Origin of the sequence: Massilia timonae (assembly GCF_001866515.1) — a bacterium.
Lineage (GTDB): Bacteria > Pseudomonadota > Gammaproteobacteria > Burkholderiales > Burkholderiaceae_D > Telluria > Telluria timonae.
This window is the reverse complement of the sequence record NZ_JRYB01000001.1, coordinates 3,482,627-3,506,498: the sequence shown is the minus strand read 5'-3', so window position 1 is coordinate 3,506,498 and position 23,872 is coordinate 3,482,627. Positions and strand designations below refer to the sequence as shown.

Annotated in this window: 23 protein-coding genes; 9 read left to right on the top strand and 14 right to left on the bottom strand. The window is 66.9% G+C overall.

What is annotated here, in order from left to right:
• Nucleotides 1-38: 38 nt before the first annotated feature.
• Both LO55_RS15135 and LO55_RS15130 read right to left on the bottom strand, forming a co-directional pair.
• Nucleotides 39-1,940: a flagellar assembly protein A gene (locus LO55_RS15135; RefSeq protein ID WP_071363799.1), complete on the bottom strand. Its 1,902-nt coding sequence runs from the start codon at nt 1,938-1,940 to the stop codon at nt 39-41.
• A 280-nt stretch (nt 1,941-2,220) separates the two neighbouring features.
• Nucleotides 2,221-2,586 carry a hypothetical protein gene (locus LO55_RS15130; protein WP_005666595.1) on the bottom strand — a complete coding sequence of 122 codons (366 nt, stop codon included), beginning with the start codon at nt 2,584-2,586 and terminating at the stop codon, nt 2,221-2,223.
• A gap of 200 nt (nt 2,587-2,786) precedes the next feature.
• Between LO55_RS15130 and ompR the strand changes: the two genes are divergently transcribed.
• Nucleotides 2,787-3,554 (top strand): osmolarity response regulator transcription factor OmpR, encoded by a 768-nt coding sequence (ompR, locus tag LO55_RS15125; RefSeq protein WP_005666593.1) that lies wholly within the window; start codon nt 2,787-2,789, stop codon nt 3,552-3,554.
• Nucleotides 3,554-4,927: a sensor histidine kinase family protein gene (locus LO55_RS15120; protein WP_071362090.1), complete on the top strand. Its 1,374-nt coding sequence runs from the start codon at nt 3,554-3,556 to the stop codon at nt 4,925-4,927. Before ompR ends, LO55_RS15120 begins: the two co-directional genes overlap by 1 nt.
• Before the next feature lie 52 nt (nt 4,928-4,979).
• On the opposite strand, the gene LO55_RS15115 is transcribed toward LO55_RS15120, so the two are convergent.
• The 5 genes from LO55_RS15115 to LO55_RS15095 form a co-directional block, all read right to left on the bottom strand.
• A complete protein-coding gene (locus LO55_RS15115) occupies nt 4,980-5,948 on the bottom strand; it encodes a threo-3-hydroxy-L-aspartate ammonia-lyase (RefSeq protein WP_071362089.1) in 969 nt (322 codons plus the stop codon).
• A 112-nt stretch (nt 5,949-6,060) separates the two neighbouring features.
• Nucleotides 6,061-6,594: a hypothetical protein gene (locus LO55_RS15110; protein WP_071362088.1), complete on the bottom strand. Its 534-nt coding sequence runs from the start codon at nt 6,592-6,594 to the stop codon at nt 6,061-6,063.
• Nucleotides 6,591-7,043, bottom strand: a complete 453-nt coding sequence (locus tag LO55_RS15105; protein ID WP_071362087.1) for a hypothetical protein — start codon at nt 7,041-7,043, stop codon at nt 6,591-6,593. Before LO55_RS15105 ends, LO55_RS15110 begins: the two co-directional genes overlap by 4 nt.
• 89 nt (nt 7,044-7,132) lie before the next feature.
• Nucleotides 7,133-8,125, bottom strand: coding sequence for a 2-hydroxyacid dehydrogenase (locus tag LO55_RS15100; RefSeq protein ID WP_071362086.1), 993 nt, complete (start codon nt 8,123-8,125; stop codon nt 7,133-7,135).
• A gap of 34 nt (nt 8,126-8,159) precedes the next feature.
• Nucleotides 8,160-8,801, bottom strand: a complete 642-nt coding sequence (locus LO55_RS15095; RefSeq protein WP_071362085.1) for a helix-turn-helix transcriptional regulator — start codon at nt 8,799-8,801, stop codon at nt 8,160-8,162.
• Between the two features lie 134 nt (nt 8,802-8,935).
• Between LO55_RS15095 and LO55_RS15090 the strand changes: the two genes are divergently transcribed.
• Nucleotides 8,936-9,316, top strand: a complete 381-nt coding sequence (locus LO55_RS15090; protein WP_005666579.1) for a hypothetical protein — start codon at nt 8,936-8,938, stop codon at nt 9,314-9,316.
• A gap of 29 nt (nt 9,317-9,345) precedes the next feature.
• Here LO55_RS15090 and LO55_RS15085 read toward each other — a convergent pair whose 3' ends face one another.
• Nucleotides 9,346-12,285, bottom strand: coding sequence for a putative bifunctional diguanylate cyclase/phosphodiesterase (locus LO55_RS15085; RefSeq protein ID WP_071362084.1), 2,940 nt, complete (start codon nt 12,283-12,285; stop codon nt 9,346-9,348).
• A 256-nt stretch (nt 12,286-12,541) separates the two neighbouring features.
• On the opposite strand from LO55_RS15085, the gene LO55_RS15080 reads away from it, so the two are divergent.
• From LO55_RS15080 to LO55_RS15070, 3 genes are read left to right on the top strand one after another with little or no spacing between them, the layout of a single operon-like run.
• Complete coding sequence (locus LO55_RS15080; protein WP_071362083.1) at nt 12,542-13,348, top strand: DUF2092 domain-containing protein; 807 nt, start codon at nt 12,542-12,544, stop codon at nt 13,346-13,348.
• Nucleotides 13,349-13,362: 14 nt separating this feature from the next.
• Nucleotides 13,363-13,842: a hypothetical protein gene (locus tag LO55_RS15075; RefSeq protein ID WP_071362082.1), complete on the top strand. Its 480-nt coding sequence runs from the start codon at nt 13,363-13,365 to the stop codon at nt 13,840-13,842.
• A complete protein-coding gene (locus tag LO55_RS15070; protein ID WP_071362081.1) occupies nt 13,839-14,642 on the top strand; it encodes a hypothetical protein in 804 nt (267 codons plus the stop codon). The genes LO55_RS15075 and LO55_RS15070 overlap by 4 nt, the downstream gene beginning before the upstream one ends.
• 58 nt (nt 14,643-14,700) lie before the next feature.
• On the opposite strand, the gene LO55_RS15065 is transcribed toward LO55_RS15070, so the two are convergent.
• Entirely contained in the window at nt 14,701-15,549 is an 849-nt protein-coding gene (locus LO55_RS15065; RefSeq protein ID WP_071362080.1) for a MipA/OmpV family protein, read from the bottom strand.
• 220 nt (nt 15,550-15,769) lie between these two features.
• Between LO55_RS15065 and LO55_RS15060 the strand changes: the two genes are divergently transcribed.
• Complete coding sequence (locus tag LO55_RS15060) at nt 15,770-16,168, top strand: DUF1622 domain-containing protein (protein WP_071362079.1); 399 nt, start codon at nt 15,770-15,772, stop codon at nt 16,166-16,168.
• A gap of 38 nt (nt 16,169-16,206) precedes the next feature.
• Here LO55_RS15060 and LO55_RS15055 read toward each other — a convergent pair whose 3' ends face one another.
• Both LO55_RS15055 and LO55_RS15050 read right to left on the bottom strand, forming a co-directional pair.
• A complete protein-coding gene (locus tag LO55_RS15055; protein WP_071362078.1) occupies nt 16,207-16,989 on the bottom strand; it encodes an N-acyl amino acid synthase FeeM domain-containing protein in 783 nt (260 codons plus the stop codon).
• Nucleotides 16,990-17,177: 188 nt separating this feature from the next.
• Entirely contained in the window at nt 17,178-18,014 is an 837-nt protein-coding gene (locus LO55_RS15050; protein ID WP_071362077.1) for a PhzF family phenazine biosynthesis protein, read from the bottom strand.
• Nucleotides 18,015-18,133: 119 nt separating this feature from the next.
• Between LO55_RS15050 and LO55_RS15045 the strand changes: the two genes are divergently transcribed.
• Complete coding sequence (locus LO55_RS15045) at nt 18,134-18,421, top strand: autorepressor SdpR family transcription factor (RefSeq protein WP_229410149.1); 288 nt, start codon at nt 18,134-18,136, stop codon at nt 18,419-18,421.
• A complete protein-coding gene (locus tag LO55_RS15040) occupies nt 18,418-19,068 on the top strand; it encodes an SdpI family protein (protein WP_071362076.1) in 651 nt (216 codons plus the stop codon). Before LO55_RS15045 ends, LO55_RS15040 begins: the two co-directional genes overlap by 4 nt.
• Nucleotides 19,069-19,072: 4 nt before the next feature.
• Here the strand turns inward: LO55_RS15040 and LO55_RS15035 are convergent, their stop codons facing one another.
• The 3 genes from LO55_RS15035 to LO55_RS15025 all read right to left on the bottom strand — a co-directional run bounded on the left by LO55_RS15035 (nt 19,073) and on the right by LO55_RS15025 (nt 23,857).
• Nucleotides 19,073-20,227, bottom strand: coding sequence for an MFS transporter (locus LO55_RS15035; RefSeq protein WP_071362075.1), 1,155 nt, complete (start codon nt 20,225-20,227; stop codon nt 19,073-19,075).
• Nucleotides 20,228-20,407: 180 nt separating this feature from the next.
• Entirely contained in the window at nt 20,408-22,465 is a 2,058-nt protein-coding gene (locus tag LO55_RS15030) for a glycoside hydrolase family 97 protein (RefSeq protein WP_071362074.1), read from the bottom strand.
• 12 nt (nt 22,466-22,477) lie between these two features.
• Nucleotides 22,478-23,857, bottom strand: coding sequence for an alpha-amylase family glycosyl hydrolase (locus tag LO55_RS15025; RefSeq protein WP_083415337.1), 1,380 nt, complete (start codon nt 23,855-23,857; stop codon nt 22,478-22,480).
• Nucleotides 23,858-23,872 lie beyond the last annotated feature (15 nt).

Sequence of the window (23,872 nt, the reverse complement as noted above, 5' to 3'; positions counted from 1 at the left end):
ACTTCAGCCTTGGACTCTTCCCGCGCCGCGGGACAAATTCAGGACGCGGCCTGCGCCTCTGCCGTGGCCATGGACGTGTCCCACGACCAGGCGCCCTCGCAGCCCGCGTGCAGCACTTCCGCGCCCTTGGTGTCGCGCAGGCGCAGCTTGATGTCGCGCGCCGTCATGTCCCACACGCAGCCCAGGTCCGGTTCGTAGGGCAGCGCCAGCACCTGCACTTCGCCCGCCAGCATGCCGAGCGCCACCCCGGCCGCGCCGACCCGCTCGAAGCGCTGGGCCCCGAGCCGTTTCAACAGCGCCATGCCGGCCGCGCGCTCGCCGTCGAGCGACTTCGCTTCTTGCGACAGCCGGCCCAGCTCCTTGAGCGCCGGCGCCACGCTGGCCGCCAGGCGCCGGAATTGCGGCTCCTGTTCCGGCGTCAGCACCAGTTCGCCCTTGCGCAGGCGCGGCGCGATCAACAGGTATTTGCGCATCTCGGGCTGGCCGGTGAGCGCTTCCATCGCGCTGCGGCGCTGCGCCGCCAGCTGGCCGAACTGGTCCACCCGTTCGCGCACCTGCGCCAGCGCCGCGTCGACGCGCGCGCAGTCGGGGCGCAGCAGCCAGGCCAGCATCTCGCCCTGCTTCCACGGCCCCGCGCGGCCGATCGCCACGCGCCGCCCGGCGATGGCGCTGCCCTCGGCATGCGCCACCTCGACCTCGTCGCCGATGATCTCGCAGTTGATGGCGGTCTCGATCCGGATGCGCGCGCCCGAGATCACGCAGTTCTCGGCGCGCTCGAGCCGCACCTCACCCTTGGCCGCCTGGATCGTCGCCTGGGACGCGACGCCCAGCACCCGCACGCCGCCATCCAGGTTGCGCGCGCTGCCGCCGACCAGGTTGCGGCGCAGGAGGATCGCGCCGCGGCGCGCGACCAGGTGGCCGTACACGTCGCCGTGCACGGTGATGCTCTCGGCCTCGATGATGCGCTGCTCCTGGACTTCGCCGAATTCCTCGTAGTCGCCCGCCAGGTGCAGGTTGCCGGTGGTCCTGGCGCTGACGCCGTCGCGGCTGACGATCTTGTCGGTGATGGCGATGCGGCTGCTCTTGGGGTCGACGCTCAGGAAGCCGTCCTGGCGCGCGACCAGGAACTCGCCTTCCGGCGCCAGCTCGACCGTCGTGCCGTCGGCCGCATAGGTGGCCAGGTCGAGGTCCTTCGCCACCTCGGGCGCGATCGGAATGCCGTTCAGGTCGAAGCCGGGACTGCCGCTGGTCCGCGGCACCTTGCGCAGCAGGCGCGTGCCGGCCGCCACCTGCGGGAAGCGGTTCTGGAAGCTCATCAGGTCGAGCTTGCCGTTGGCGAGCTGGCGCGGGGCGTCGCTGCGATGCAGGTCGCTGGTGACCTCTTCCACGCGGGCATCCATGCCGGGCAACGGCTCGAGCCGGCGCGCCACCACGTAGCGACCGGCCGCGCCGCTCTCGATGTGGCTGCGGATGGCTCCGACCTCGGCGCCGAAGCGGATGCCCTTCGCCCACATGTCGGCGACGAACTCGTCGACGTCGAGCCGGGTCTGGCGCTCGCCGCCTTCCTCGTCGCGCTCGAACACGGGTTCGAAATAGTATTCGGCCTGGCCGTCGGCGATCTTGACCGAGCGGTACAGGGCCTGGCGCTGCGGCGTGAACGGCACGATGTCGGCCGCGATGCGCACCACGGCCCGGCCGGCCGCATCGCGCGGCAGCTCCGGCCCGTGGCCGTACAGGGCCTTGATCAGGACCGGGTAATCGAGACCGGCCAGGTAATGGCTGGTGCGCAGGATGCCGTCGACCGCCGCCACCAGCGTGGTGCCGAGCACTTCGGGATCGGCATACACGCCGTCGTCGCGCCTGGCGATGCAATGTTCGGGCCCCTTCGAGTCGAAGCGGACGGCGGGCGCTGCATCGGGTAGTACGGCAAGGTCGGACACGTTCACGCTCCACTTGGCGATAAATGTTGGCGACGCAGACCCTGCCAACAGTAAGGTGGACGTAAAGATAGCATGTTGCGCAATCTAAATAAACATATGGCAACTAGATTTCTAGAAAGAAAATTTGTGACGCGACCGACACCATTGCCCAGCTGGGCATTCGTGCCCGGATCCGGCAAAAACGCACGAGGTACGCCAGCATGACGCCTTGAGGAATGTCAAATTCCAGAAACGACAACGGCGCCATCGGCGCCGTCGTTTTACATTGCAAGCCGCATTTTCAGCGGCGGCGGGCGTTCGGATAGAGTTCCGAACCTTCCTTGATCTGGCGCCGCAGGTCGCGCCGCTCGTCCGGCGACAGCCGGCCGCGACGGCGCTCTTCACGGGCCGCGTCGGCCTGCGCCTCCATGACGCGACGGTCCTGGTCGCGCATCTCGTAGACGCGCGGGTCTTGCTGGGCCTGCATTTGATAACGGTCGCGCAGCGCCGCTTCGTCGCGGCGCGGATCGCGCTCCTGGTTCTGCGCCAATGCGCTGGCCCCGGTACCTGCCAGCACGCAGGCGATCACACCAAGGCGCGCAAGCCGGGCGAGCCGGCCGCCATTGGCGCCGAATCCTGCTGGTTTGTCGTTGTGCGCGTGGTTCATGGTGTTCCTCTTCCGCGATGCCTGATAAACGGATAAGCTGTGTTGATCACTTGTCGCCAGTGTAGGTGCATACCGAAAGCGGAGTAAGACTTATTGGGTAAAGTTTGTAACACATTGTAATGGCTGGGCTGAGTCGTACATCCGCCCTAGCCATAAGAAGTTACCATAGCGACATTCATCTGACAATTCTGGACAGTTTTATGACTTCAACGACTTCGAACAATCACGCGGGTGCGGGCGCTGCATCGGGCCACTCCGCCAAGATCATGGTCGTGGACGACGACGTGCGCCTGCGCGACCTGCTGCGCCGTTACCTGACCGAACAGGGCTTCCAGGTCGTCACGGCCGAAAGCGCGCCGGCGATGAACAAGCTGTGGCTGCGCGAGCGCTACGACCTGCTGGTGCTCGACCTGATGCTGCCCGGCGAGGACGGGCTGTCGATCTGCCGCCGCCTGCGCGGCGCTGGCGACCAGACCCCGATCATCATGCTGACCGCCAAGGGCGAGGACGTCGACCGCATCGTCGGCCTCGAAATGGGCGCCGACGACTACCTGCCCAAGCCGTTCAACCCGCGCGAGCTGGTGGCCCGCATCGGCGCCGTCCTGCGCCGCAAGGGGCCGGACGAGATCCCCGGCGCGCCGTCCGAGACCCCGCAGACCTTCGAGTTCGGCGACTTCGTGCTCGACCTGGGCACGCGCACGCTCAAGAAGAATGGCGAGACGGTGCCGCTGACCACCGGCGAATTCTCGGTGCTGAAGGTGTTCGCGCGCCATGCGCGCCAGCCGCTGTCGCGCGAGAAGCTGATGGAACTGGCGCGCGGCCGCGAATACGAGGTGTTCGACCGCTCGCTCGACGTCCAGATCTCGCGCCTGCGCAAGCTGATCGAGCCCGATCCATCGAGCCCGCTGTACATCCAGACCGTGTGGGGCCTGGGCTACGTGTTCATCCCTGAAGGCCAGCCGCGCTAGTGTTTACTCCGATCGCCCAGGCGCGGCGCGCCCTGCGCTTCGCCTGGTTCAAGAGCGGCCTGTTCTGGCGCACCTTCTTCCTGATGTCGGTGCTTACCGCAGCCTCGATGCTGGCCTGGATCGGCATGATCAGCGTGTTCCAGCGCGACAAGCAGGTGCAGCAGACGGCGGAGCTGGTGGTGTCGGTGGTGACCATCACCAAGGCCGCGCTCACCCACTCGGCGCCCGACCTGCGGCGCGAGCTGCTGCTCGAACTGGTGTCGAACGAAGGCATCCGCATCTTCACGCTGGAAGACACGGACGTGGTCGACCCGCCGCCGCACAATCCCCTGATGCCCGAGATCGCCGCCATCGTGCGCGAACGGCTGGGGGCCGACACGCGCTTCTCGAGCGGCGTGAACGGCGTGCCGGGCTTCTACATCAGCTTCAACATCGAGGACGACAAGTACTGGCTGATGCTCGAACGCGAGCGCCTGACGGGCCTGACGCGCGAACAGTGGCTGGGCTGGGCCGTGGTGGTGGGCCTGCTGTCGGTGCTCGGCGCGGCGCTGATCTCGAGCCTGGTGAACCGCCCGCTGGCGCGCCTGACGGCCGCCGCGCGCGCCATCGCCAAGGGCGAGCGCCCTGTGCGCCTGCCCGAGAAGGGTTCGCAAGAGATCATCGAGGCCAATCGCAGCTTCAACCAGATGGTGGAAGACCTGGCGCAGGTGGAAAAGGACCGCGCCGTGATCCTGGCCGGCATCTCGCACGACCTGCGCACGCCGCTGGCGCGCATGGGGCTGGAGGTCGAGATGGCGAACCTGTCGCTTGATGCGCGCGAAGGCATGCAGTCGGACATCGCGCAGATGGACGCCATCATCGGCCAGTTCCTGGACTACGCCAAGCCGACCGAGGCGGCGACCTTCGTGCCGGTGAACCTGTCCGAGATGCTGTCCGACGTCGGCCGCGAGGCGGCCCGCATCCCTGACCTGCACGTGAAGACCGACCTGATGCCGGGCGTGCACGTGATGGGCAACGCGACCGACCTGCGGCGCGTGATCAACAACATCATCGAAAACGCGCGCCGCTACGGCAAGACGCCGGGCACCTCATGCACCGACATCGACATCGTGCTGCGCGTGAAGGCCACGGGGCACGGGCGGCGCGCCGTGATCGAGATCGGCGACCATGGTGTCGGCGTGCCGGCGGACCAGATCGCGCAGTTGATGAAGCCCTTCACGCGGCTCGATAGCGCGCGCGGCCAGGCGAATGGCGCCGGGCTAGGCCTGGCGATCGTGGAGCGGGTGCTGACCCGGCACAATGCAGGGCTGGAAGTGCGCAACCGCGAAGGCGGCGGGTTCTTGCTGCAGGTGGCGTTGCCGCTGGCGGCGTGATCGGCCTGCTGCCCTCGGCATGGGTTGAACGGCGGTAGGGTTGGCCCTACGCTCAGTCAGCCAGCAGGCTCGCAAACCGCCCCAGGTCGATATTCCCGCCACTGATCAACACCCCGACCCTCTTCCCTTTCAGCTGTTCCTTCATCCGGCGCGCCGCCGCGAACCCCAGGCAACCGGTCGGCTCCACCACGATCTTCATGCGTTCGGCGAAGAAGCGCATGCAGGCCACCAGCTCCTCGTCGCTCACGGTGAGGATGTCGTCGACGTCGCGCTGGATGATCGGGAAGGTCAGCTGGCCCAGGTGCTGGGTCTGGGCGCCGTCGGCGATGGTGCGCGGCGTGTCGATGTGGACGATCTCGCCCTTGCGTAGCGACTGCTGGCCGTCGTTGCCGGCTTCCGGCTCGACGCCGTACAGCAGGCAGCCAGGGGACAGCGCGCGCGTGGCCAGCGCAGAGCCGGACAGCAGGCCGCCGCCGCCCAGGCACACGAAGAAGGCGCCCAGCGGACCGACTTCCTCGAACAACTCCTTGGCCGCCGTGCCCTGCCCCGCGATCACGTCGGCGTGGTCGTAGGGCGGAATCAGGGTCAGGCCGTGCTTCTCGGCCAGCTCGCGACCGATCTGCTCGCGGTCTTCGGTGTAGCGGTCATAGGTCACCACGGTGGCGCCATAGCCGCGCGTGGCGGCGACCTTCGCGGCCGGCGCATCCTGCGGCATCACGATCGTCGCCGGCATGCCCAGGATCCTGGCCGACAGCGCGATCGCCTGCGCGTGGTTGCCGGACGAGAAGGCGACGACGCCGGCGCGGCGCTGTTCGGGGCTGAACTTCGCCAGCGCGTTATAGCCGCCACGGAACTTGAACGCGCCCATGCGCTGCATGTTCTCGCACTTGAAGAATATCTCGGCGCCGAATTCCTCGTTGACGGTGCGCGAAGTCAGCACCGGGGTGCGGTGGGCTACGCCCAGGATACGCTCGGCGGCCTGGGCGACGTCTTCGTAAGTGGGGAGCGATGCTGCGGTCATGGCGCAATCCTTTCAGGTCACTGCGGTCGGTTTAACGATTCATCCAATATTGGACATATTATCCAAACATGGATGAAGCGTCAAACCACAGCGATCTCCGGTCATGCCGTCGCTACGGCCACCAGCGGAGGATGTTCAACACGCCCGTCAGCCACGTTTTCCCGGTCTTCCCGATCCTGGGTCCGTTGCCCGGTGGCGCGGCCGGCGGGATGTCGCGCAGTGCCTGGTCGACCAGTCGGTTGCGTTCGCGCGCCCGCCGCACGAAGTACACCGACGCCCAAAGGAATAGCAGCAAGGCCGCCAGCGCCGCCCAGCCGCCGAAGACCAGCAGCGCGCCGAAGACGATGAACGGGCCGAACCAGTACAGGGCCCAGGCCTGTTCGCGTGCGACATCCCAGGCCGATTCGGCGAGCACGACGTCCGGGGTGGACAGGTCACGCCAGCCCACGATCTTCTGCCAGTTGCCCTGCTCGACCAGTGCGGCCGCATAGCGCGAACCATCGCGCGGCACGGTGCCATCAAGGAGCGTGACGCTGTAATGCTTTTTGCCGCCGCTTTCGAAGCTGAAGGTGCCTCCCTGCACGTCGAACACCCGATCAAACGTCACTTGGACGATATGGGCGAAATCTTCCAGTCGGGCAGTCATGGCCTCACCTCCGTATCGACAAAAGCATCGGCGCCCCGCAAGATCTTTGCGGCCCGGCGGTTGCGCGTCACGGCCCGCCCGGCGTAGGCAACAGCACCCAGCAGCACCAGCACCGCCAGCGAGAGAAAAGCTTTCGATGCGCCGGGTTTATCCGCAACGGCGAACACGCCCGGCACTAGCGGAGCCACGAGAGGCAGTGGCTGCGTGACGGCCGCCAGCGAGCTTCGCCGCAGCGTCACTTTCGACGTGGACAGGTCGCGCCAGCCGACCACCGTTTCCCAGTTGCCGCGCTCGTGAAAAGCGACCGCATAGGTCGCGCCTTCGCGCGGAATGCCCAGGCCGAGGGCGCTGACGCCGTAGACGGGCCAGCCGCCCTCCTCGAAACTGAATTCCTTGAGGCGCTGCCGGACGTCGAACACCCGGTCGAAACGAACCCGCTCTACATGCATCTGGCTTTCCTCGTGACTGGCAATGCCGAGAACCGTAACGCACGCAAGCCTCGCCTGTCCAGCCCACGAACGAAGTCATGCGCCCTGCATCAATCCGGAATCCGATTGACCAGTTCCTCTCCCCGCTCGAAAGCGCCGATGCTGTCGATGGTGGTGCGCATGATCTGCCCGATCGCCTCGACAGTGAAAAATGCCTGGTGGCCGGTCACGATCACGTTCGGAAACGACACCAGGCGCTGGATCACGTCGTCGGTGATGATGGTCGACGACAGGTCCTGGAAGAACAGGCTCGCTTCCTGCTCGTAGACGTCGATCGCCAGGCCGCCCAGCTGGCCGGTCTTGAGCGCCTGCACCGCGGCCTCGGTGTCGACCAGGCCGCCGCGGCTGGTGTTGACCAGCACGCAGCCGCGCTTGACCCGCGCCAGCGCCGCCGCATTCACGATGTGATGGGTCTCTTCCAGCAGCGGGCAATGCAGCGACACCACGTCGCTGCAGGCCAGCAGCTCGTCGACGCCGATATAGCGCCCGCCCAGCTCCTCGAAGGCCGGCGTCGGGTAACGGTCGTAGCCGACCAGGGTGCAGCCGAAACCGGCCATGATGCGGGCGAAGATGGTGCCGATCTTGCCGGTGCCGATCACGCCGACCGTCTTGCCGTGCAGGTCGAAACCCATCAGGCCGTCGAGATCGAAATTGCCTTCGCGCGTGCGCACGCTGGCGCGCGCGATCTTGCGGTTCACGGCCAGCAGCAGGCCGACCGCGAACTCGGCCACCGAGTTGGGAGAATAATCGGTGACCCGCACCACCGCGATGCCCAGTTCGCGCGCGGCGTGCGCATCGACGTGGTTGTAGCCGGTCGAACGCGTCGCCACCAGGCGCGTGCCCTGGTTCGCCAGGATGCCCAGCACCTCGGCGTCGACGGTGTCGTTGACGAAGACGCAGACCGCCTCGCAACCCTTGGCCAGGATGGCGGTCTCGCGGCTCAGGCGGTCTTCGAGGAAGCGCAATTCATGGCCGGCGGCTTCGTTGGCCTGGGCCAGCATGGTCTTGTCGTAGCGGCGGGCGCTGTACACGGCTGTCTTCAAGAGTGACTCCCCTGATAAGTGGCACCGCTGAATTCTATTTAATGTCGTTGTAAGCCGTCGCCCGCGAAATGCCGAGGTGGCCGGCCGCCACTTCCATCGCGCGCCGCACTTCGAGATAACCGCCCTCCTTCAGCTCGCGCATCAGCGCGCGCCGCTCATGCGCCTTGAGCAGCTGGGGCGAGGACGCCAGCCGCGCAGCAAAGGCGTCGATGCGGCGCCGGATGGCGTCGGCATTGGCCGGATCGAGCGATTCGCCCACAGGCGCCTCGCCCACGGCGTTGAACCGTTCGAGGATGCCCTGCATCGAACGGAACAGGGTCAGGTCGACGTTCAGGCACAGCGCCGCGACATAGTTGCCGTCGGCGTCCTTGATGCCGATCGAGGTGCTCTTGGCCGGGCGGCCATCCGGAAACCGGTTCGGATAATTGGCGACGACTTGCGGGTAGGCGCTGTCGGCGATGCGCGCCAGCCCCAGCTCGGTGGCCGGATCGCCGGCGGCGCGGCTGGAGAGATTATTGTGGATCGCCAGCACCGCATGGCCGGGGTCGCGCAGATCGTGCACCACCACTTCGCAGAACGGGGCGAAGGTCTGGGCCAGGCCCTCGGCGATGTGGCGGACCTGCTCGATGAGCGCGGACTCGTCCTTGCTTGGCAATGTCTTGGTCATGCTGGACATTTTATCCAAGACTGGCGGTTCTGTAAAAAACGACGGCGCGCAGGCCTACACCGCCACGTGAAGTGGCGAACAGAAGCGTAGTGATGCAAGGAAGACAATGAAATCCCGAACATGGATCCGTCCAGGAGCCAATCATGAAGCGTCAACTGAGCATCTGCCTGCTGGCCGCCGCCGCGATCGCCGCGCCGAGCGCCTATTCCGACACCGTCATCGTCAAGTGCATCGACGACGCCGGCCGCGTCACCCTCACCGACCGCCCTTGCGAAGCCGGCGCCGTCACCGTGCGCACGGCCAGCATGCCGTCCAGCGAGGGCGTGACCCGGCTTGCGCCCTATCCGCTGGCGGCGCGTGCAGACGTGCTGCCGCCGCCGCGCGAGCTGCAGCGCCGCGCCGTTCCGATGCCACGGGTCAAGGCCGAGCCGCTGGCCAGCGACGTCGCCACCCTGAAGGCGGCGCGCGCGCAGTTCCTGCTCGACGACGTGGGCAGCAGGGAAACCCTCGCCGGCCTCGAGTGATTCAGTGCGGCCTGCTCAGTGCAGCCGGCTCAGTGCAGCCGGCTCACGCTGGCCAGGTGCGGCGCCGGAGGATTCTCCAGCTCGCGCAGCAGCTCCAGCAAGTCCTCGTCCCTGATGAAGCCGGCGCTCGAGCGTCCTTCCAGTAAACGCTCGGGCGGCATCGAGCGCGCCACCACATAGCCCTGCACGTAGTCGACGCCGATCTCGTGCAGCGTCTGCACGGTGGCCGCGTCTTCGGCCCATTCGGCGATCGTCTTCATGCCCAGGTTGACGGCCAGGCTGACGATGGCTTCGACGATCGCCACGTTGGCCGGGTGGGCGTTGATGTTGACGATGAAGTTGCCGTCGATTTTCAGCACGTCGGCCGGCAACTCCTTCAGGTACGAGAACGAGGTGTAGCCGGCGCCGAAGTCGTCCAGCGCCACCTTCACGCCGAAGCTGCGCACCTGGTCGATGAAGCGGCGCGTGTTGTCCAGGTCGTGCAGCGCCACGCTCTCGGTGATTTCCAGGCACAGGCGGCTGGCCACGTGCACGTAGCGGCCCAGGATATCGAAGGTGTCCTGCACGAAGCGCTCGTCGTTGAGCGAGGCTCCCGACAGGTTCATGCACACGAAGCGGGTATTGACCAGGTCTTCGGTGTGCTCGGCGATCCAGGCCAGGGTGGTGGTGAGCACCCAGCGGTCGATCATGCTGGCGCGGCCGCTCTTCTCGGCAGCGGCGATCACGGCGCCGGCCGGCACCACGCGCCCATCCGCCTCGCGCATGCGCAGCAAGACTTCGAAGTTCATCGATTCGTGCGGCGCGCGCAGCGACATGATCGGCTGCATCTCGAGCAGCAGGTTGTCGGTCGCGTCCGGGCCGGACAGGCGCTCGACCAGGTCCAGTTCGGCCGCGCGCTGGCGGAAGGCGTCGGCGCCGCGTTCATACACCACCAGGCCGTCGCCCAGGCCGGTCTTGGCTTCGCGGCAGGCGCGGTCCGAGGTCGACACCGCATCCTTCATCGGCATGCCCGGCACCACCTCGATCAGGCCGACCGAGGCGCGCACGTGGAAGGCCTTGTCGCCCACCCGGTACGGGGTGTTGCCGAGGCGGTCGACGATGCCGCGGCAGATGATCGAGGCCAGCGGGATCGCCGTCTCGGGCATCACGATCACGAATTCGTCGCCGCCCACGCGGCCGATCTGCTGGCCACCGGCCAGCATCGTGCCCATCCGCTCGCACACCTGCTTGAGCACTTCGTCGCCCGCCGCATGGCCGAACAGGTCGTTGATCAGCTTGAAGCGGTCGAGGTCGACGTAGGCCAGCGCCATCGGCCGCCCGGCGGCCAGGCTGGCGGCGGCGCCCGAGAATTCGCGTTCGATGCCGCGCCGGTTGTAGACCTTGGTCAGCGGATCGTTGTTGGCCATGAAGCGCAGCTGCTCGGTGGCCTTGTGTTTTTCGGTGGTGTCCTGCAGCACGCCCTCGATGCGCGAGCGCGCCAGGGTGGCGCTGACCAGGAAGCGCTGGTTGCCGTCACGGCTGGCCAGTTCCATCTCGGCCTCGGACTTGGCATGCACCTGCTCATGCAGGTTGGCCCAGCTGGCTTCGGTGAAGAACTGGCGCCAGGCGGTGCGGCCCGGCGCGAAGCCGCTCATGCCCAGCATCTTCTGCAGGGCCGGATTGACGCTCAGGAAGTGGCCGTACATATCGAGCGTGAACAGGCCGACCGGCATCGCCTGGTAGGCGTGCTCGAGCTCTTCCTGGGCTTCCTGGCGCTTCTCGGTTTCCATCCGCATCTGCTCGGCCACGGCCAGCGCCGCCAGCAGGCTCGACGCGAGCGCGGCGGTGACGCTGTTGATCACGCCGAGCAGCTCGCGCATGCCGAGCGCGGCCGACAGGACCTCGGCCAGCGACGCCAGGAAGGTCACCGCGAACGAGGCCGCGAACCAGGCCGCGACCCGCGTGCGCGATTCCACGATGATCTTGAACAGGCCGATCGTCATCAGGGAGAAGCAGCACACCAGGATGCCCCACAGCAGCGGCAGGTACATGCCATACGGCAGCAGCATGGCGGCGGCCAGCATCGGCATGCACAACCACTGCATGACGCGCATCGGCAGCAGGTAGCGCATCTCGGCCAGGTGCTCCTTGAGCAGCGCCTGGTACAGGGTCAGCGTGGCGATGCCGTACAGGGTGATCGTCACGGCGCGGCTGCGCAGCAACCATTCGGAAGGCACGGTCTGGCCCAGCCACTGGATGTCCCAGCCGGCCGACAGCGCGCCCACGCGCAGGTTCAGGATCAGCCAGCCGGCGAACAGCACGTACACCGGCTGGCGGTTGATCAGGGCCGTGATGATGATGAACAGGGCCAGCACGATCATGCCGCCGTCGAGCAGGCCCGATTTGCGGTGGTATTGCTTGACCGACAAGGCGAACTGATCGGCCGGCCATTGCAGCACCGACAGGCGCGCCGGGCCCGAGAAGGTGGCGCGGCACAGCAGCTGGCGCGGCAGCGGCGCCAGGCGCATCGCGAAACCGGCCTTGTCGGCGCGCAGGGCGCCGTCGTCCGTGCTGCGGGTGGCGGCGCCGAGGGGCTCCAGGGTATTGGCATTCCAGCAGCCGATGTCGAGCGCGTGGCGCGACGGGAATTCGATCACCTGCTCGCCGGCGCGCGGCATCGGCTCGAAGACGAACCAGACCGGCGCTTCGGACAGGTGGGTATCGTGGCTATTGATCAGCGGCGTGGCGCGCGCCAGGGCCAGCGCGTCGCCTGGCGCCAGCGCCGCGGCCCGGTCGACCGTGACGTGCATCGACAGCGGCACGTCGCCGCTGGTGCGGTATTCGTCATGCCAGAAGACGAGCGCGATCAGCGAGACGATGCCGATCCCGACCGGAATCAGATAGTAGGCAAATATCTTCAGGACCAGCTCGACAGCCGCATGGAGCGCGGCCGGCAGCGTTGCACGGAGCTGATGATTGACGTTGGGCATGGACGATCTTGGGTGGCACTGGTGGCCCGGCGCGACGAGCGGCGGGCCATTAAAGCGCAAGGATACCGCTTTACGCTAGTGCCGTCATGCAATTATTAGGCCATCCAGGGCGATTTCACAACGGTTTTTCATTGACAGTAAGGCTTAGGTCCGATTGCGCGCCTGCCGCGTCGATGGCTCACTAGTCCCATGGCGGCCGGTCGCACGGCGCATCAAACGGCCCGGCGTAGTCTGTTCGCAAACGAAAGGAAGGCATATGCGGGCTGTCCCGATCCGATTCCTGTGCGCCGCGGCCTGGATGCCGCTGGCCTGCCTGGCGGCGCCGCAGAACGCGCCACCGGCGCAGCCCACCGCGCCGGCCCCGGCCCCGGCCTCGCAGCCCGATCTCGAGCCCGAGGCCGTTTCCGCCCTCGGCGCCATGGGCGCCTACCTGCGCACCCTGCCCGCTTTCGAAGTCGTCGGCCGCGCCACCACCGAGACCGTGATGGACGACGGCATGAAGCTGCAGTTCGACAGCACGGCGAACCTCAGGGTGCGCCGGCCCGACCGCCTCCAGGTCGACGTCGCCAACGACCGCAAGCAGCGCCAGATCTTCTATGACGGCAAGTCGGTGACCGTCTACGGCCAGCGCCTCAAGTATTACGCCACCGTCGCGGCCCCGCCGACCCTGCGTGAGACCGTCGACGCGCTGGGCACGAAATACGGCATCGAACTGCCGCTGGCCGACCTGTTCTACTGGGGGACGGAACAGGCGCCGGTGTCCGACATCCGGGCCGCGCATTACATCGGCCCGGCGACGGTCGGCAGCCTGCAGGCCGGGCACTACGCCTACCGCCAGGAAGGCGTGGACTGGCAGGTATGGATCCAGGACGGCAAGACGCCGCTGCCCCTGAAGCTGGCGATCACGGCCAGCGGGCAACCGGGCGAACCGACCCATACGGTGTGGCTGCGCTGGAACCTCGCGCCGCGCTTCACCGATGCCACTTTCTCCTTCCGGCCGCCGCCGGGCGCGATGAAGATCGCGCTGCAGACGGCCGACGGCAAGGTCGCGTCCATCAAATGAACGGGGGAGAACCCATGCCGCTCACTCCAGGACATCGGCGCGTCATCGGTGCGCTGCTCGCGCTGGCGGTCGTCGTCATCGCCTACGAGGCCGCCGCCCAGCGTGGCGCCGGACGCGTCGGCGGCGCGGCGGTCAGCCGCAGCGGGAGCGCCCAGGTGCATCGCGGCGCCTATGGCGGCAATTACCACGCCTCGAGCAGCGTCAGCCGCACCTCGGTCAACGGCCACGCCAACGTCAACCGCAACGTCAACGTCAACCGCAACATCAATGTGGATGTCGACCACGATTACTACCGCCCCGGCGCGGGGCTGGCGGTGGCCGGCGCGGTGGCGGTGACGGCGGCGGCGATCGGCTCGGTGGCATATTCGATCCCGTCGTCCTGCGTCGCCGTGGTCCGGGCCGGGGTCACCTACCAGCAGTGCGGCAGCACCTGGTACCAGCCGCAGTACGCGGGCACCAGCGTGAACTACGTCGTGGTCGCGCCTCCAGGATGAGAACGCGGCGCGCTTGCGCGACGGCGGCCGGCCTGGCCTGGCTCTCCTGCCAGCCCGTCCGCGCGCAGGAGGAGCAGGAGCTGGCCAAGAAGCTCGCCAATCCCGTGGCCGCGATGATCAGCGTGCCGCTGCAGTCCAATTATGACCGGCATGATGGTCCCACGCGCGACGGCCGCAGGTACACCATGAACGTGCAGCCGGTGGTGCCCGTCACGCTCAACCCGGATTGGACCCTGATCAGCCGCACCATCGCGCCACTGGTCAGCCAGCACGACCTGGCGCCCGGCGCCGGCAGCCAGCACGGCATCGGCGACATCACCCAGAGCTTCTTCATCTCGCCGTCGCGGCCCGCGGCGCACGGCATCATCTGGGGCGCGGGGCCCGTGTTCCTGCTCCCCACCGGCAGCGAGAGCGCGCTCAGCGCGCGCCAGTGGGGCATCGGCCCGACCGGCGTGGTGGTCAGGCAGCACGGCGCGTGGACGTATGGCGCACTGGCCAATCACATCTGGTCCTTCGCCGGCCATGACGACCGGCCGAACGTCAGCGCCACCTTCATCCAGCCCTTCCTCAATTACACCACCAAAACCGCCTGGACCTTCGGCATCAACACCGAGTCCAGCTACGACTGGAAGCAGGAACAGTGGTCGGTGCCGGTCATCGTCACCGCCAGCAAGCTGATCAAGGTCGGCCGGCAACCGATATCGATCGGCGCCGGCCTGCGCTACTGGGCCGACAGCCCGAGCGGCGGGCCGCGCGACTGGGGCCTGCGCCTGAGCGTGACCTTCCTGTTCGCCAGATAGCGACGTCCCGGCAGCGCCGGCGGGTCGGAACGCCCGCCGGCATGCCGCCCTGCCGTTCTCAGAACAGGTAAGAGAACGCGATCCCCACCGTCCACTGGTCGGCGTCGCCGCGGCCCTCCACCACCGGGCTGTCCTTGGCGTCGTCCAGCAGCCGCTCATAACGCCCGCCGACCGTCATCAGCCATTCCGGGTTCAGCTGGGTCGTCAGGCTGAAGGGAATCTTGATCGAGGTGACCGACGGGTCGGGGTCATAGGGCACGCCGAGCCGCTCCGGGTACAGGAAATCGTCGCCTCCGCCGACGCCGAAGTACTTGCGGTTGAAGTCGTTACTGGCGAAGAACAGGCCAAAACCGATGCTGCCGATCAGCTGCATGCCGGCGACCGGCTGCGGGAACGGGTGGATGTAGTTGACGCGCACGTTGCCGGTGGCGCCGTTGTACACATTATTGGTGTTCCCGACCACGTCGGCGCTGAACACCAGCTTGTGCATCGGCTGGCCTTGCGTCAGCGGCATGTGATAGGCGACGAAGGCGCCGATCTCGGTGGCCGTGGCGACCGGACGCATGCGCGAGACGATCTCGTCGTCGACATCGTCGTCGCGCCGCATGCGCCAGCGAATCAGCGGTCCGGCGCGCCAGTCCTTGCGCGGCACCAGGTTGGCCATGATCTCCGGACCGAGCACCCGGACGTAGCGGTCGGATCCGAAGTTGTAGTGCAACACCGGCGCCACGGCGGCCTGGTAATCGGACGAGCCGTAATAGTCGGGCACCGCGAACACACCCAGGCCCACCAGATTGCGTTCCTCGAGTAACTCGACTGGGAGCACGTCTTGCGCCGCGGCGAGCGGTGAACAGAGCAGCGCCGCGGCGATGGCGAGGCTGCGGGGGCTGTGCGTGAATGTCTTCATGACTGACCTCTCGGAGCTAGGGGGTGGAACATCAGGGCCGCCCCGGCGCCATTCGCCGGTGCGCTTCGCACTGCTGATGGTGTGTAGACAGTCGGCGCCGCGTTTTGTGCCCCTGCCTCGTCAAGAACGTCGTGCGTCGACAGCGCTACGGCCAAGGTCCACTACCGCGCGCACCCGCAGAATGCTTATGATCGTGACTGGCCCAAAATGAAAGAGCGGGATGGAAGCGCTGGTGCATGCGACCGCCGGCTGGATCGCGCTCGCCCTCGACGCGCTCGCGGTGCTGACCGTGGCCGCCGGCGCGCTGGAGGCGCTGGCGCGCGTGCTGGCGCTGTGCCTGCGGGGCGCCGCCACGCCGGCGCGGGTGCACGCGGCCTTCATCGGCTTCGGCGACTGGCTGGTGGTCGCCCTTACCTTCCAGCTTGCCGCCGACATCGTCGGCACCACGATCGCGCCCGGCTGGGACGTGCTGGGACGGCTGGCCGCGATCGCGGCCATCCGCACCTTCCTCACGTTTTTCCTGGACCACGACCTGGCCCGGGCCCGCGCACGCGAGCTGGCCGAGCAGGAACGCAACGGGGCGCAGCCCGTCAAGGCTGCGCCCCGCGATCCCGGCTGACGGCGTCACCGCCGGACCGGAAGACGATCAGGAGAGAATCAGGCGAACGCCAGTTCGACGCGTGGCCGGCTGGCCGGCGGCAACGGGCGTTGCGGCAGCGCCAGCGATGACGGCGCGACCGGACCGACGTCGATGTCCGGATGGTGGGTATTGAAGAAGAAGTTCAGCATCGGGTGGCGCGCCTCGGCCCAGCGCTGCTGGAAGGTGGCGATCTCGAATGCCATGATGCGATGCGGGATATTGCCCACGTGACGCAGGGGCACCAGACCCAATTCAGGGAACACGTCGACGAACATCAGCTGATCGTACTGCCTGTCCACGGGTGGACGGCCGGTCGCCACCGAGTAATCGATAGCGTTGTCTTCGCAATACATGAAGCAGGCCTTGATCAGTGCAATCTTGACCATGCGGCCGACCCGGCCTTCGTCGATGCCGAGGCGGGTCGCCTCGACCAGGCGCTTGCCCTGCAGCCAGTCGGGCAGGACGATCGATTCCTCGACGCCCAGGGGGCGGTAGAGGTTGGTGCGGATGCGGGTGCTGCCGATCGGCGTGCCGTCCAGCTTGGACTCGGCCAGCAGGACGATGGTGTCGGCATCGTAGTCGGCCGCCTCGGGCTGCGCCAGGCTGCGGGCGAAATCCGGGACATGGCGGGCATAGGCGGCGTGGCGGATGCGCACGGCCTTGAGAAGATCCGCTTCGGTTTCTACCCGGCGGACAGTGAACGGCAAACGCTCGATCGCGCCTCCAGCGACCGGCGCGCGCGCGGTGCGCGGACGGGTCGCTTTCGGGGGGTTGAACACGGCTGCTGGGAACAGCTCCATGGCGGTACTCCTGGTTGATAAGTTGAAACAGATTTGGTCTGGATCAAATTATCAATCCGCTCACGGAAATTCGAACTGTTGAGCAGGCGTGCTTTTTGCCCTCTATTTAATAGTAAGTACACCAGTAGTTTTATGACAAAGTTGTTGGCTTTGCCCAACGAAAACCACTAGAAATCACAAGTATTGCTTTACATCAACCTCGCCGTTCCTGACACGCGGATCGAACCGCCCGCCTTGTCGCCGATCTCGGCCGTCAAACGCGAACGCGCGCCCATGTCTTCGCCCTGGACGATCTCGATCCGTCCGCCATGCGGCCAGCCGATGTCGCGCAGGTAGCCGGCCAGCGCCGCGGTGCCGGCGCCGGTGGCCGGATCTTCGTAGACGCCGCCCGAGGCGAAGGGATTGCGGGTGTGGAATAGCTGCGGATGCTCGGCCCAGGCCAGCACGACCGTCACCAGGCCGTGTTCCAGCATCAGCGCCCTGCCGGCGTCCAGCTCGTAGCGCATCGCCGCGAGCAGCGCGCGGCTCGACAGCGCCAGCACCAGGTGGTCGGCGCCGCCATGGGCCAGCGCCGGCGCGATGCGCGGATCGAGATCGGCCCGGGTGTAGCCGAACAGCGCCAGCGCCGCATCGACCAGTTGCGGCTCGGCCGCCCGGCTCCAGGTCGGCGGCGACTGCAGCGCCGCGTGCACCCGCTCGCCCTCGCGCCGCCCCTCGACCGTGATGCTGGCCGCGTTCAGGGTCAGCGCGTAGCGGCCGTCGCCGTGGGCGCGGGCCAGCGCGGCGCCGAGGGCGATGGTGGCGTGGCCGCAGAACGGCACCTCGGATTCAGGCGAAAAATAGCGCACCCGCCAAGCCTCGCCCTCCGGCGCGGCGAAGGCGGTTTCCGAAAAGCCGACCGCGTGCGCGATCCGGGCCATCTCGGCGGCGTCCGGCAAGACGGCGCCGATCCAGACGCCGGCCGGATTGCCGCCCTGGCCGTTGTCGTCGAAGGCGGCGATGCGCTGGATGTCCTTGAGTTGCATGAGCGATTCTCTGACAGTGGAAAAGACGCCCATGATAGCGCCAGGGCCGCAATCCGCGCTTGACACCATCGACAAACCACACCACTATTTAGATCATCATCTAATTAGATATTCATCAAATGTCCATTCCGCTGAACGACGTCTTCAAGGCCATCGCCGATCCGACCCGGCGCGAGATCCTGCGCCTGTTGCGGCATGAAGAGATGAATGCGGGTGAGGTGGCGGCGCGTTTCGACATGACCAAGCCGACCATGTCGCACCATTTCTCCGTGCTGAAAGCGGCTGGCCTGATCACCAGCCGGCGCGAAGGCCAGACCATCTGGTATGCCCTCAACACCACCGTGCTCGAAGACGTCCTGGCCTGGACCATGGACCTGGCACAAGCAAAACAAGGAGAGAAGAAATGAAAAAGCGATTCCTGATGCTGTCCGTTCTCTTGACCCTGGCGGCGTTCGGCTTCTGCGCCTGGCTGTATCCGGGCATGCCGACGTCGATCCCGACCCACTGGAACGCCGCCGGCATGGCCGACGGCTTCAGCCCACGCATGGCGATCTTCATCTATAGCGCGGGCATGCTGGCGACGATCGCCGCCTGGGTCACGCTGCCCTTCCTGTCGCCCAGCCGCTTCACGACCGACGCCTTCGCGCCGACCTGGTGGCAGGGCGGCGTGATGCTGGTCGCCTTCATCGGTTATCTGCAGTGCCTGCACGCCTGGTCGGCGTACAGCGGCGGCGTGGACATGGGCCGGGCCATGCTGGCCGGGCTGGCGCTGCTGTTCGCCTTCACCGGCAATGTGATGGGCAAGGTGCGCCGCAATTTCTGGTTCGGGGTGCGCACGCCCTGGGCCCTGGCCAATGCGCGGGTCTGGTACGCGACGCACCGGATGGCGGCTCGTTCGATGGTGGCGGGCGCCGCGCTGGCCCTGCTGCTGTTGCTGCTGCGCGCGCCGACCGGCTGGGCGATCGGCGTCCTGGTCGCCTCGGTCCTGCTGCCGGCCGCGTGGTCGCTGCTGTACTACAAGCGCCTGGAGCGGCGCGGCGCGCTCGAGTCTTGAAGCGCTACCGCTTCGCCCCTTCGATCTTCGGCAGCAGCGCCGCCATGATGCCAAGCAGCGGCAGGAAGGACGCGATCCGGTACACCTGCTCGATGCCGTGGATGTCGGCGATATGGCCCATGGCCGCCGCGCCGACGCCGCTGATGCCGAACATCAGGCCGAAGAAGATGCCCGAGATCAGGCCCACCTTGCCCGGCACCAGCTCCTGGGCGAAGACGACGATGGCCGAGAAGGCCGACGACATCACCAGCCCGATCACGACCGACAGCACGCCGGTCCAGAACAGGTTCGCATACGGCAGCATGATGGTGAACGGCGCCGCGCCCAGGATCGAGAACCAGATCACGCGCTTGCGGCCGATCTTGTCGCCGATCGGGCCGCCGGCGAAAGTGCCCGCGGCGACCGAAGCCAGGAACAGGAACAGGTAGAGCTGGGCGGTGCCGACCGGCAGGTGGAATTTCTCGATCAGGAAGAACGTGTAATAGGTCTGCAGGCTGGCCATGTAGATGTACTTGGAGAACACCAGCAGCGCCAGCACCACCAGGGCCTGGACCACCTTCTTGCGCGGCAGCGCCGGGCCAGCGTGCTGCGCGGCCTTCTTGACCATGTTCATCAGGTGGTTGCTGTACCAGCGGCTGACGCCGACCAGCACTGCCACCGCGACCAGCACCAGCAGCATGAACCAGGCGATCTCGCCCTGCCCGCGTCCGACCACGATGGCCGCCGCCAGCAGCGGTCCGAGCGCCGAGCCGGCGTTGCCGCCGACCTGGAACAGCGACTGGGCGAAGCCGAAGCGCCCGCCCGAGGCCAGGCGCGCCACGCGCGAGGCCTCGGGGTGGAAGGTCGAGGAACCGATGCCGATCATCGCCGCCGCGGTGAGCAGCATCGGGAAGCTGCCGGCCCAGGCCAGCAGGCCGACGCCGAGCAGGGTCACGCACATCCCGGCCGGCAGCAGGAAGGGGATCGGACGCCTATCGGTGTACAGGCCGATCCAGGGCTGCAGCAGCGAGGCGGTGCACTGGAAAGTCAGGGTGATCAGGCCGACCTGGGCGAAGGTCAGGTCGAATTCATGCTTCAGGAGCGGATAGATCGACGGCAGCACGGCCTGCACGCAGTCGTTCAGCAGGTGAACGAAGGCGACCGAGAACAGGATCTGCATGACGGTGCCGGAAGCGGCGGGGGATATCGTGGAAGGTGAAGACGGTGATGTGGACATGGGACGACGGACTCGGATTGCGCCAACGCGGTATGGACAATCCGACAGCATATGCCAAATCCGCCGAACGCGCAGGGCCGGTGCTTCCGGTCCATGCGCGTTCGCGTCGTGCGCGACGTTCCGTTACTTCACGGGCACAAGCCGAATCGCCTGCCCGCCGCCCGGCGCCAGCACCATCTTGATGGTGTCAAGGCTGGTGACGTTGCGCTTCTCGATCACGATGTCGAAGCGGCGCTTGTCGTCGCGGTAGTCGGCGTTGTCGCCGTCGCGGTAGATCTCGGCCACGTAGGTCTTGCCGGCGTCCAGGAAGTCCAGCTTCAGGTCCAGCGTGCGCCTGGCGCCATCGGTCACCGAGCCGACGTACCAGGCGCTTGACGCGCGGTCCTTGCGCGCGATGGTCACGTATTCGCCCACCGCGCCATGCGGCACGCGGGTGTCTTCCCAGTCGGTCGGCACGTCCTTGATGAACTGGAACGGGCCCGGATAGCGCTCGTAGTGCTCGATCAGGTCGGCCGCCATCACCACCGGCGAATAGATCACGACGAAGTTGGCCAGCTGCTTGGCCTGGGTGGAGTTGAACGGCTTCTTGTCCTTGCCCTCCAGGCTCAGGATGCCCGGCGTGTAGTCCAGCGGGCCGCTCAGCATGCGGGTGAACACCAGGTTGGCCTCGTGGTCGACGCTGTTGACCGGATTGCCCCAGGCGTTGTACTCGACGCCGCGCGCGCCTTCGCGCGAGATCCAGTTCGGATACGTGCGGCGCAGGCCGGTGTCCTTCACCGGCTCATGGGTATTGATCGCGATCTTGTAGCGCGCCGCCTCCTCGACCACCTTCTGGTAGTGGCGCACGCCCTCTTGCGAATCGGTGTAGCCGAAGTGGACCTTGCCGTTCCTGCCCATGAACTGGGCCGCGCCGCCGTCGGTCACGTAGCCGGTCTTGATGCTGTCCACGCCGTGTTTCGCGTACAGCTTGAAGGCCGCGTCCATCTGTTTCTCGTAGTGCGCGACATTGCCGCCGGTCTCGTGGTGACCGATCAGGTGCACGCCCTTCTTGCGGCCATAGTCGGTCACGGCGGCGATGTCGAAGCTCGGATGCGCCTTCGTGAAGTCCATGTCGGCGCCGTTGCCGGCCCAGTCGCTGTCCCAGCCCGGGTTCCAGCCCTCGACCAGCACGCCGCGGAAACCGTTCCTGGCCGCGAAGTCGATGTAGCGCTTGGTGTACTCGGTGGTGGCGCCGTGTTTCGGACCCGAGGCCCACGACTTGGTTTCCAGGTGCATGTCCCACCACACGCCGACGTACTTCGACGGCTTGACCCAGGAGACGTCGCCCAGCTTGTTCGGTTCGTTCAGGTTCAGCACCAGGTCGGACATGTACAGGCCGGCCGCGTCGTCGGCGATCTGCATCGTGCGCCATGGCGTGGTGAAGGCGCCGGTGCGCACCACCGGGTTGCCGGTGGCGGACGGGGTCAGGTGCGCGCGCAGGCGCTGGCCCTCGACCCGGCGCAGCCACATCGAGGCATAGTCGACCAGGGCCGCCTCGTGGAAGGCGATGTGGGTGCCGTTCTCCATGCGCACCGTCATCGGGGTGTTGGCCATGCCCACTTCACGCAGGGGCGACTTCTGGATCGGGTATTCCAGCGCCCAGACTTCGCCGGCCTGCTGCCACCAGGCGGTGGCCGGCTGCGCGACCACGAATTCGGTCAGCTCGTCGGCGATGTGCAGCGCGCGGTTGTTCGGCAGCTTGGGGAACTCGTAGCGGAAGCCCAGGCCGTCGTCGTACACGCGGAACACGATCGCCAGGCGGCGGCCGTCGTTCTTCTTCACGTCGACCCGCATCTGGCGGTAGTGGTTGCGCACCATGCGGCGCTCGCCCCAGGGCTGTTCCCAGGTGCCGTCATGGTCGGTGACCACCTGGCGCTCGATCTTGAAGCCCGCGTCCAGCGGCTTGTCGCTGCCCAGCACGAAACCCAGGCGCGACGGCGCGATCACCTGCTGGCCCTTGCGTTCGACCTGGTACGACAGGCGTCCGTCCGGCGCGACCTGCACCGACACGTTCAGCACCTTGCCCGGCGACTCGACGCTCGCGCTCGTCGCATCAAGCGCGAAAGCGCTGCTGCTCACCACCATGCCCAGCACCACGCAGCAATGCGTGGCCAGGCTGACATTCATGAATCTGGAAACCATATCTCTCCTTGTTTACTTCACCAGCACGCGGTAACTCCACGGTGCCATCTCAACATCAAGCGATCCGCCCACCTCGACCTTCGCGCCGGTGGCGAAGTCGCGGTACGACCCGTGATGCAGCGTCTTGTCGAAGCTCGCCGTGACCGGCTTGTCCGACAGGTTCAGGACGACGAACACCTTGTCCTTGTCGTTGGCGCGCACGAAGCTCAGGACCTGGGCCGGCGCATTGTTCGGCACCTGCACCATCCGTGCGCCGTATTCGCCGTTCCACAGCGCCGTGTTCTGCTTCTTCAATGCGATCAGCTTCTTGTAGAGCGCCGTGTATGGCGACGCCTTCCACGCGATCGGATCGCGCTCGAAGAAGGCCAGGCGCTTGGTATTGCCCGCTTCCTGGCCGTTGTAGACCAGCGGGATGCCTTCGCTGACGAAACTGAACACGATCGCCGCGTCGACCGCCGGGCCGAAGGCTTCGAACTCGGTGCCGTCCCAGGCGTTCTTGTCGTGGTTCGTCGTGTACAGCATGCGGTAGGCCTGGCGCGGATAGAACTTCGCGTTCCAGGCGTAATACGCGTGCAGGCGGGTGGCGTCCGAACGGCCGCGCGCGATGTCGTGCAGCGCGTCCCACCAGGTCCAGGCATAGCTGGCGTCGAAGGCGTCGCGGTGCATGTCGCGGCTCTCCCACTCGGCCAGCATGAACACCGGCTTGATGGCGCGCAGCTCGCGGCTGGCGTGGTCCCAGAAATCCTGCGGCACCAGGCCGGCGGCGTCCACGCGATAGCCGTCGATGCCGGCCTCCCGCACCCAGAACTTCATCGCTTCGAGCATGTAGCGGCGCAGTTCGGGCTTGCCGTAGTCGAGGTCGATGATGTCGTCCCAGTTGAACCAGGGCGTCGGCTGCGGCTTGCCATCGGCGCCCCTGGCGTACCAGTCCGGGTGCTGCGTCATCAGCACGTTGTCCCACGAGGTGTGGTTGCCGACCCAGTCGATGATCACGCGCTGGCCCAGCGCATGGGCGCGCTCGACGAAAGCGCGCAGGTCGGCCATCGTGCCCAGCTCGGGATTCACGGCGCGGAAGTCGCGCACCGCGTAGGGACTGCCCAGCGAACCCTTGCGCTTGACTTCGCCGATCGGGTGGATCGGCATCAGCCACAGGATGTCGACGCCCAGCTCCTTCAGGCGCGGCAGCTGGCCGGTCGCGGCCCTGAACGTGCCTTCCGGCGTGAACTGGCGCGTATTGATCTGGTAGATGGTGGCGTTCTTCGTCCAGTCGGCATGCTGGAACCGCACGTACTCCCGCGGCTGATAAGGATCGGTGGCCGGCGCCGCCAGCGCCGCCGGCGCGGCGGCCAGCAGCGCCAGCGTGGCCAGGGCATGGACAAGAACGGGTTTCATGGGCAGTCCGGTCAT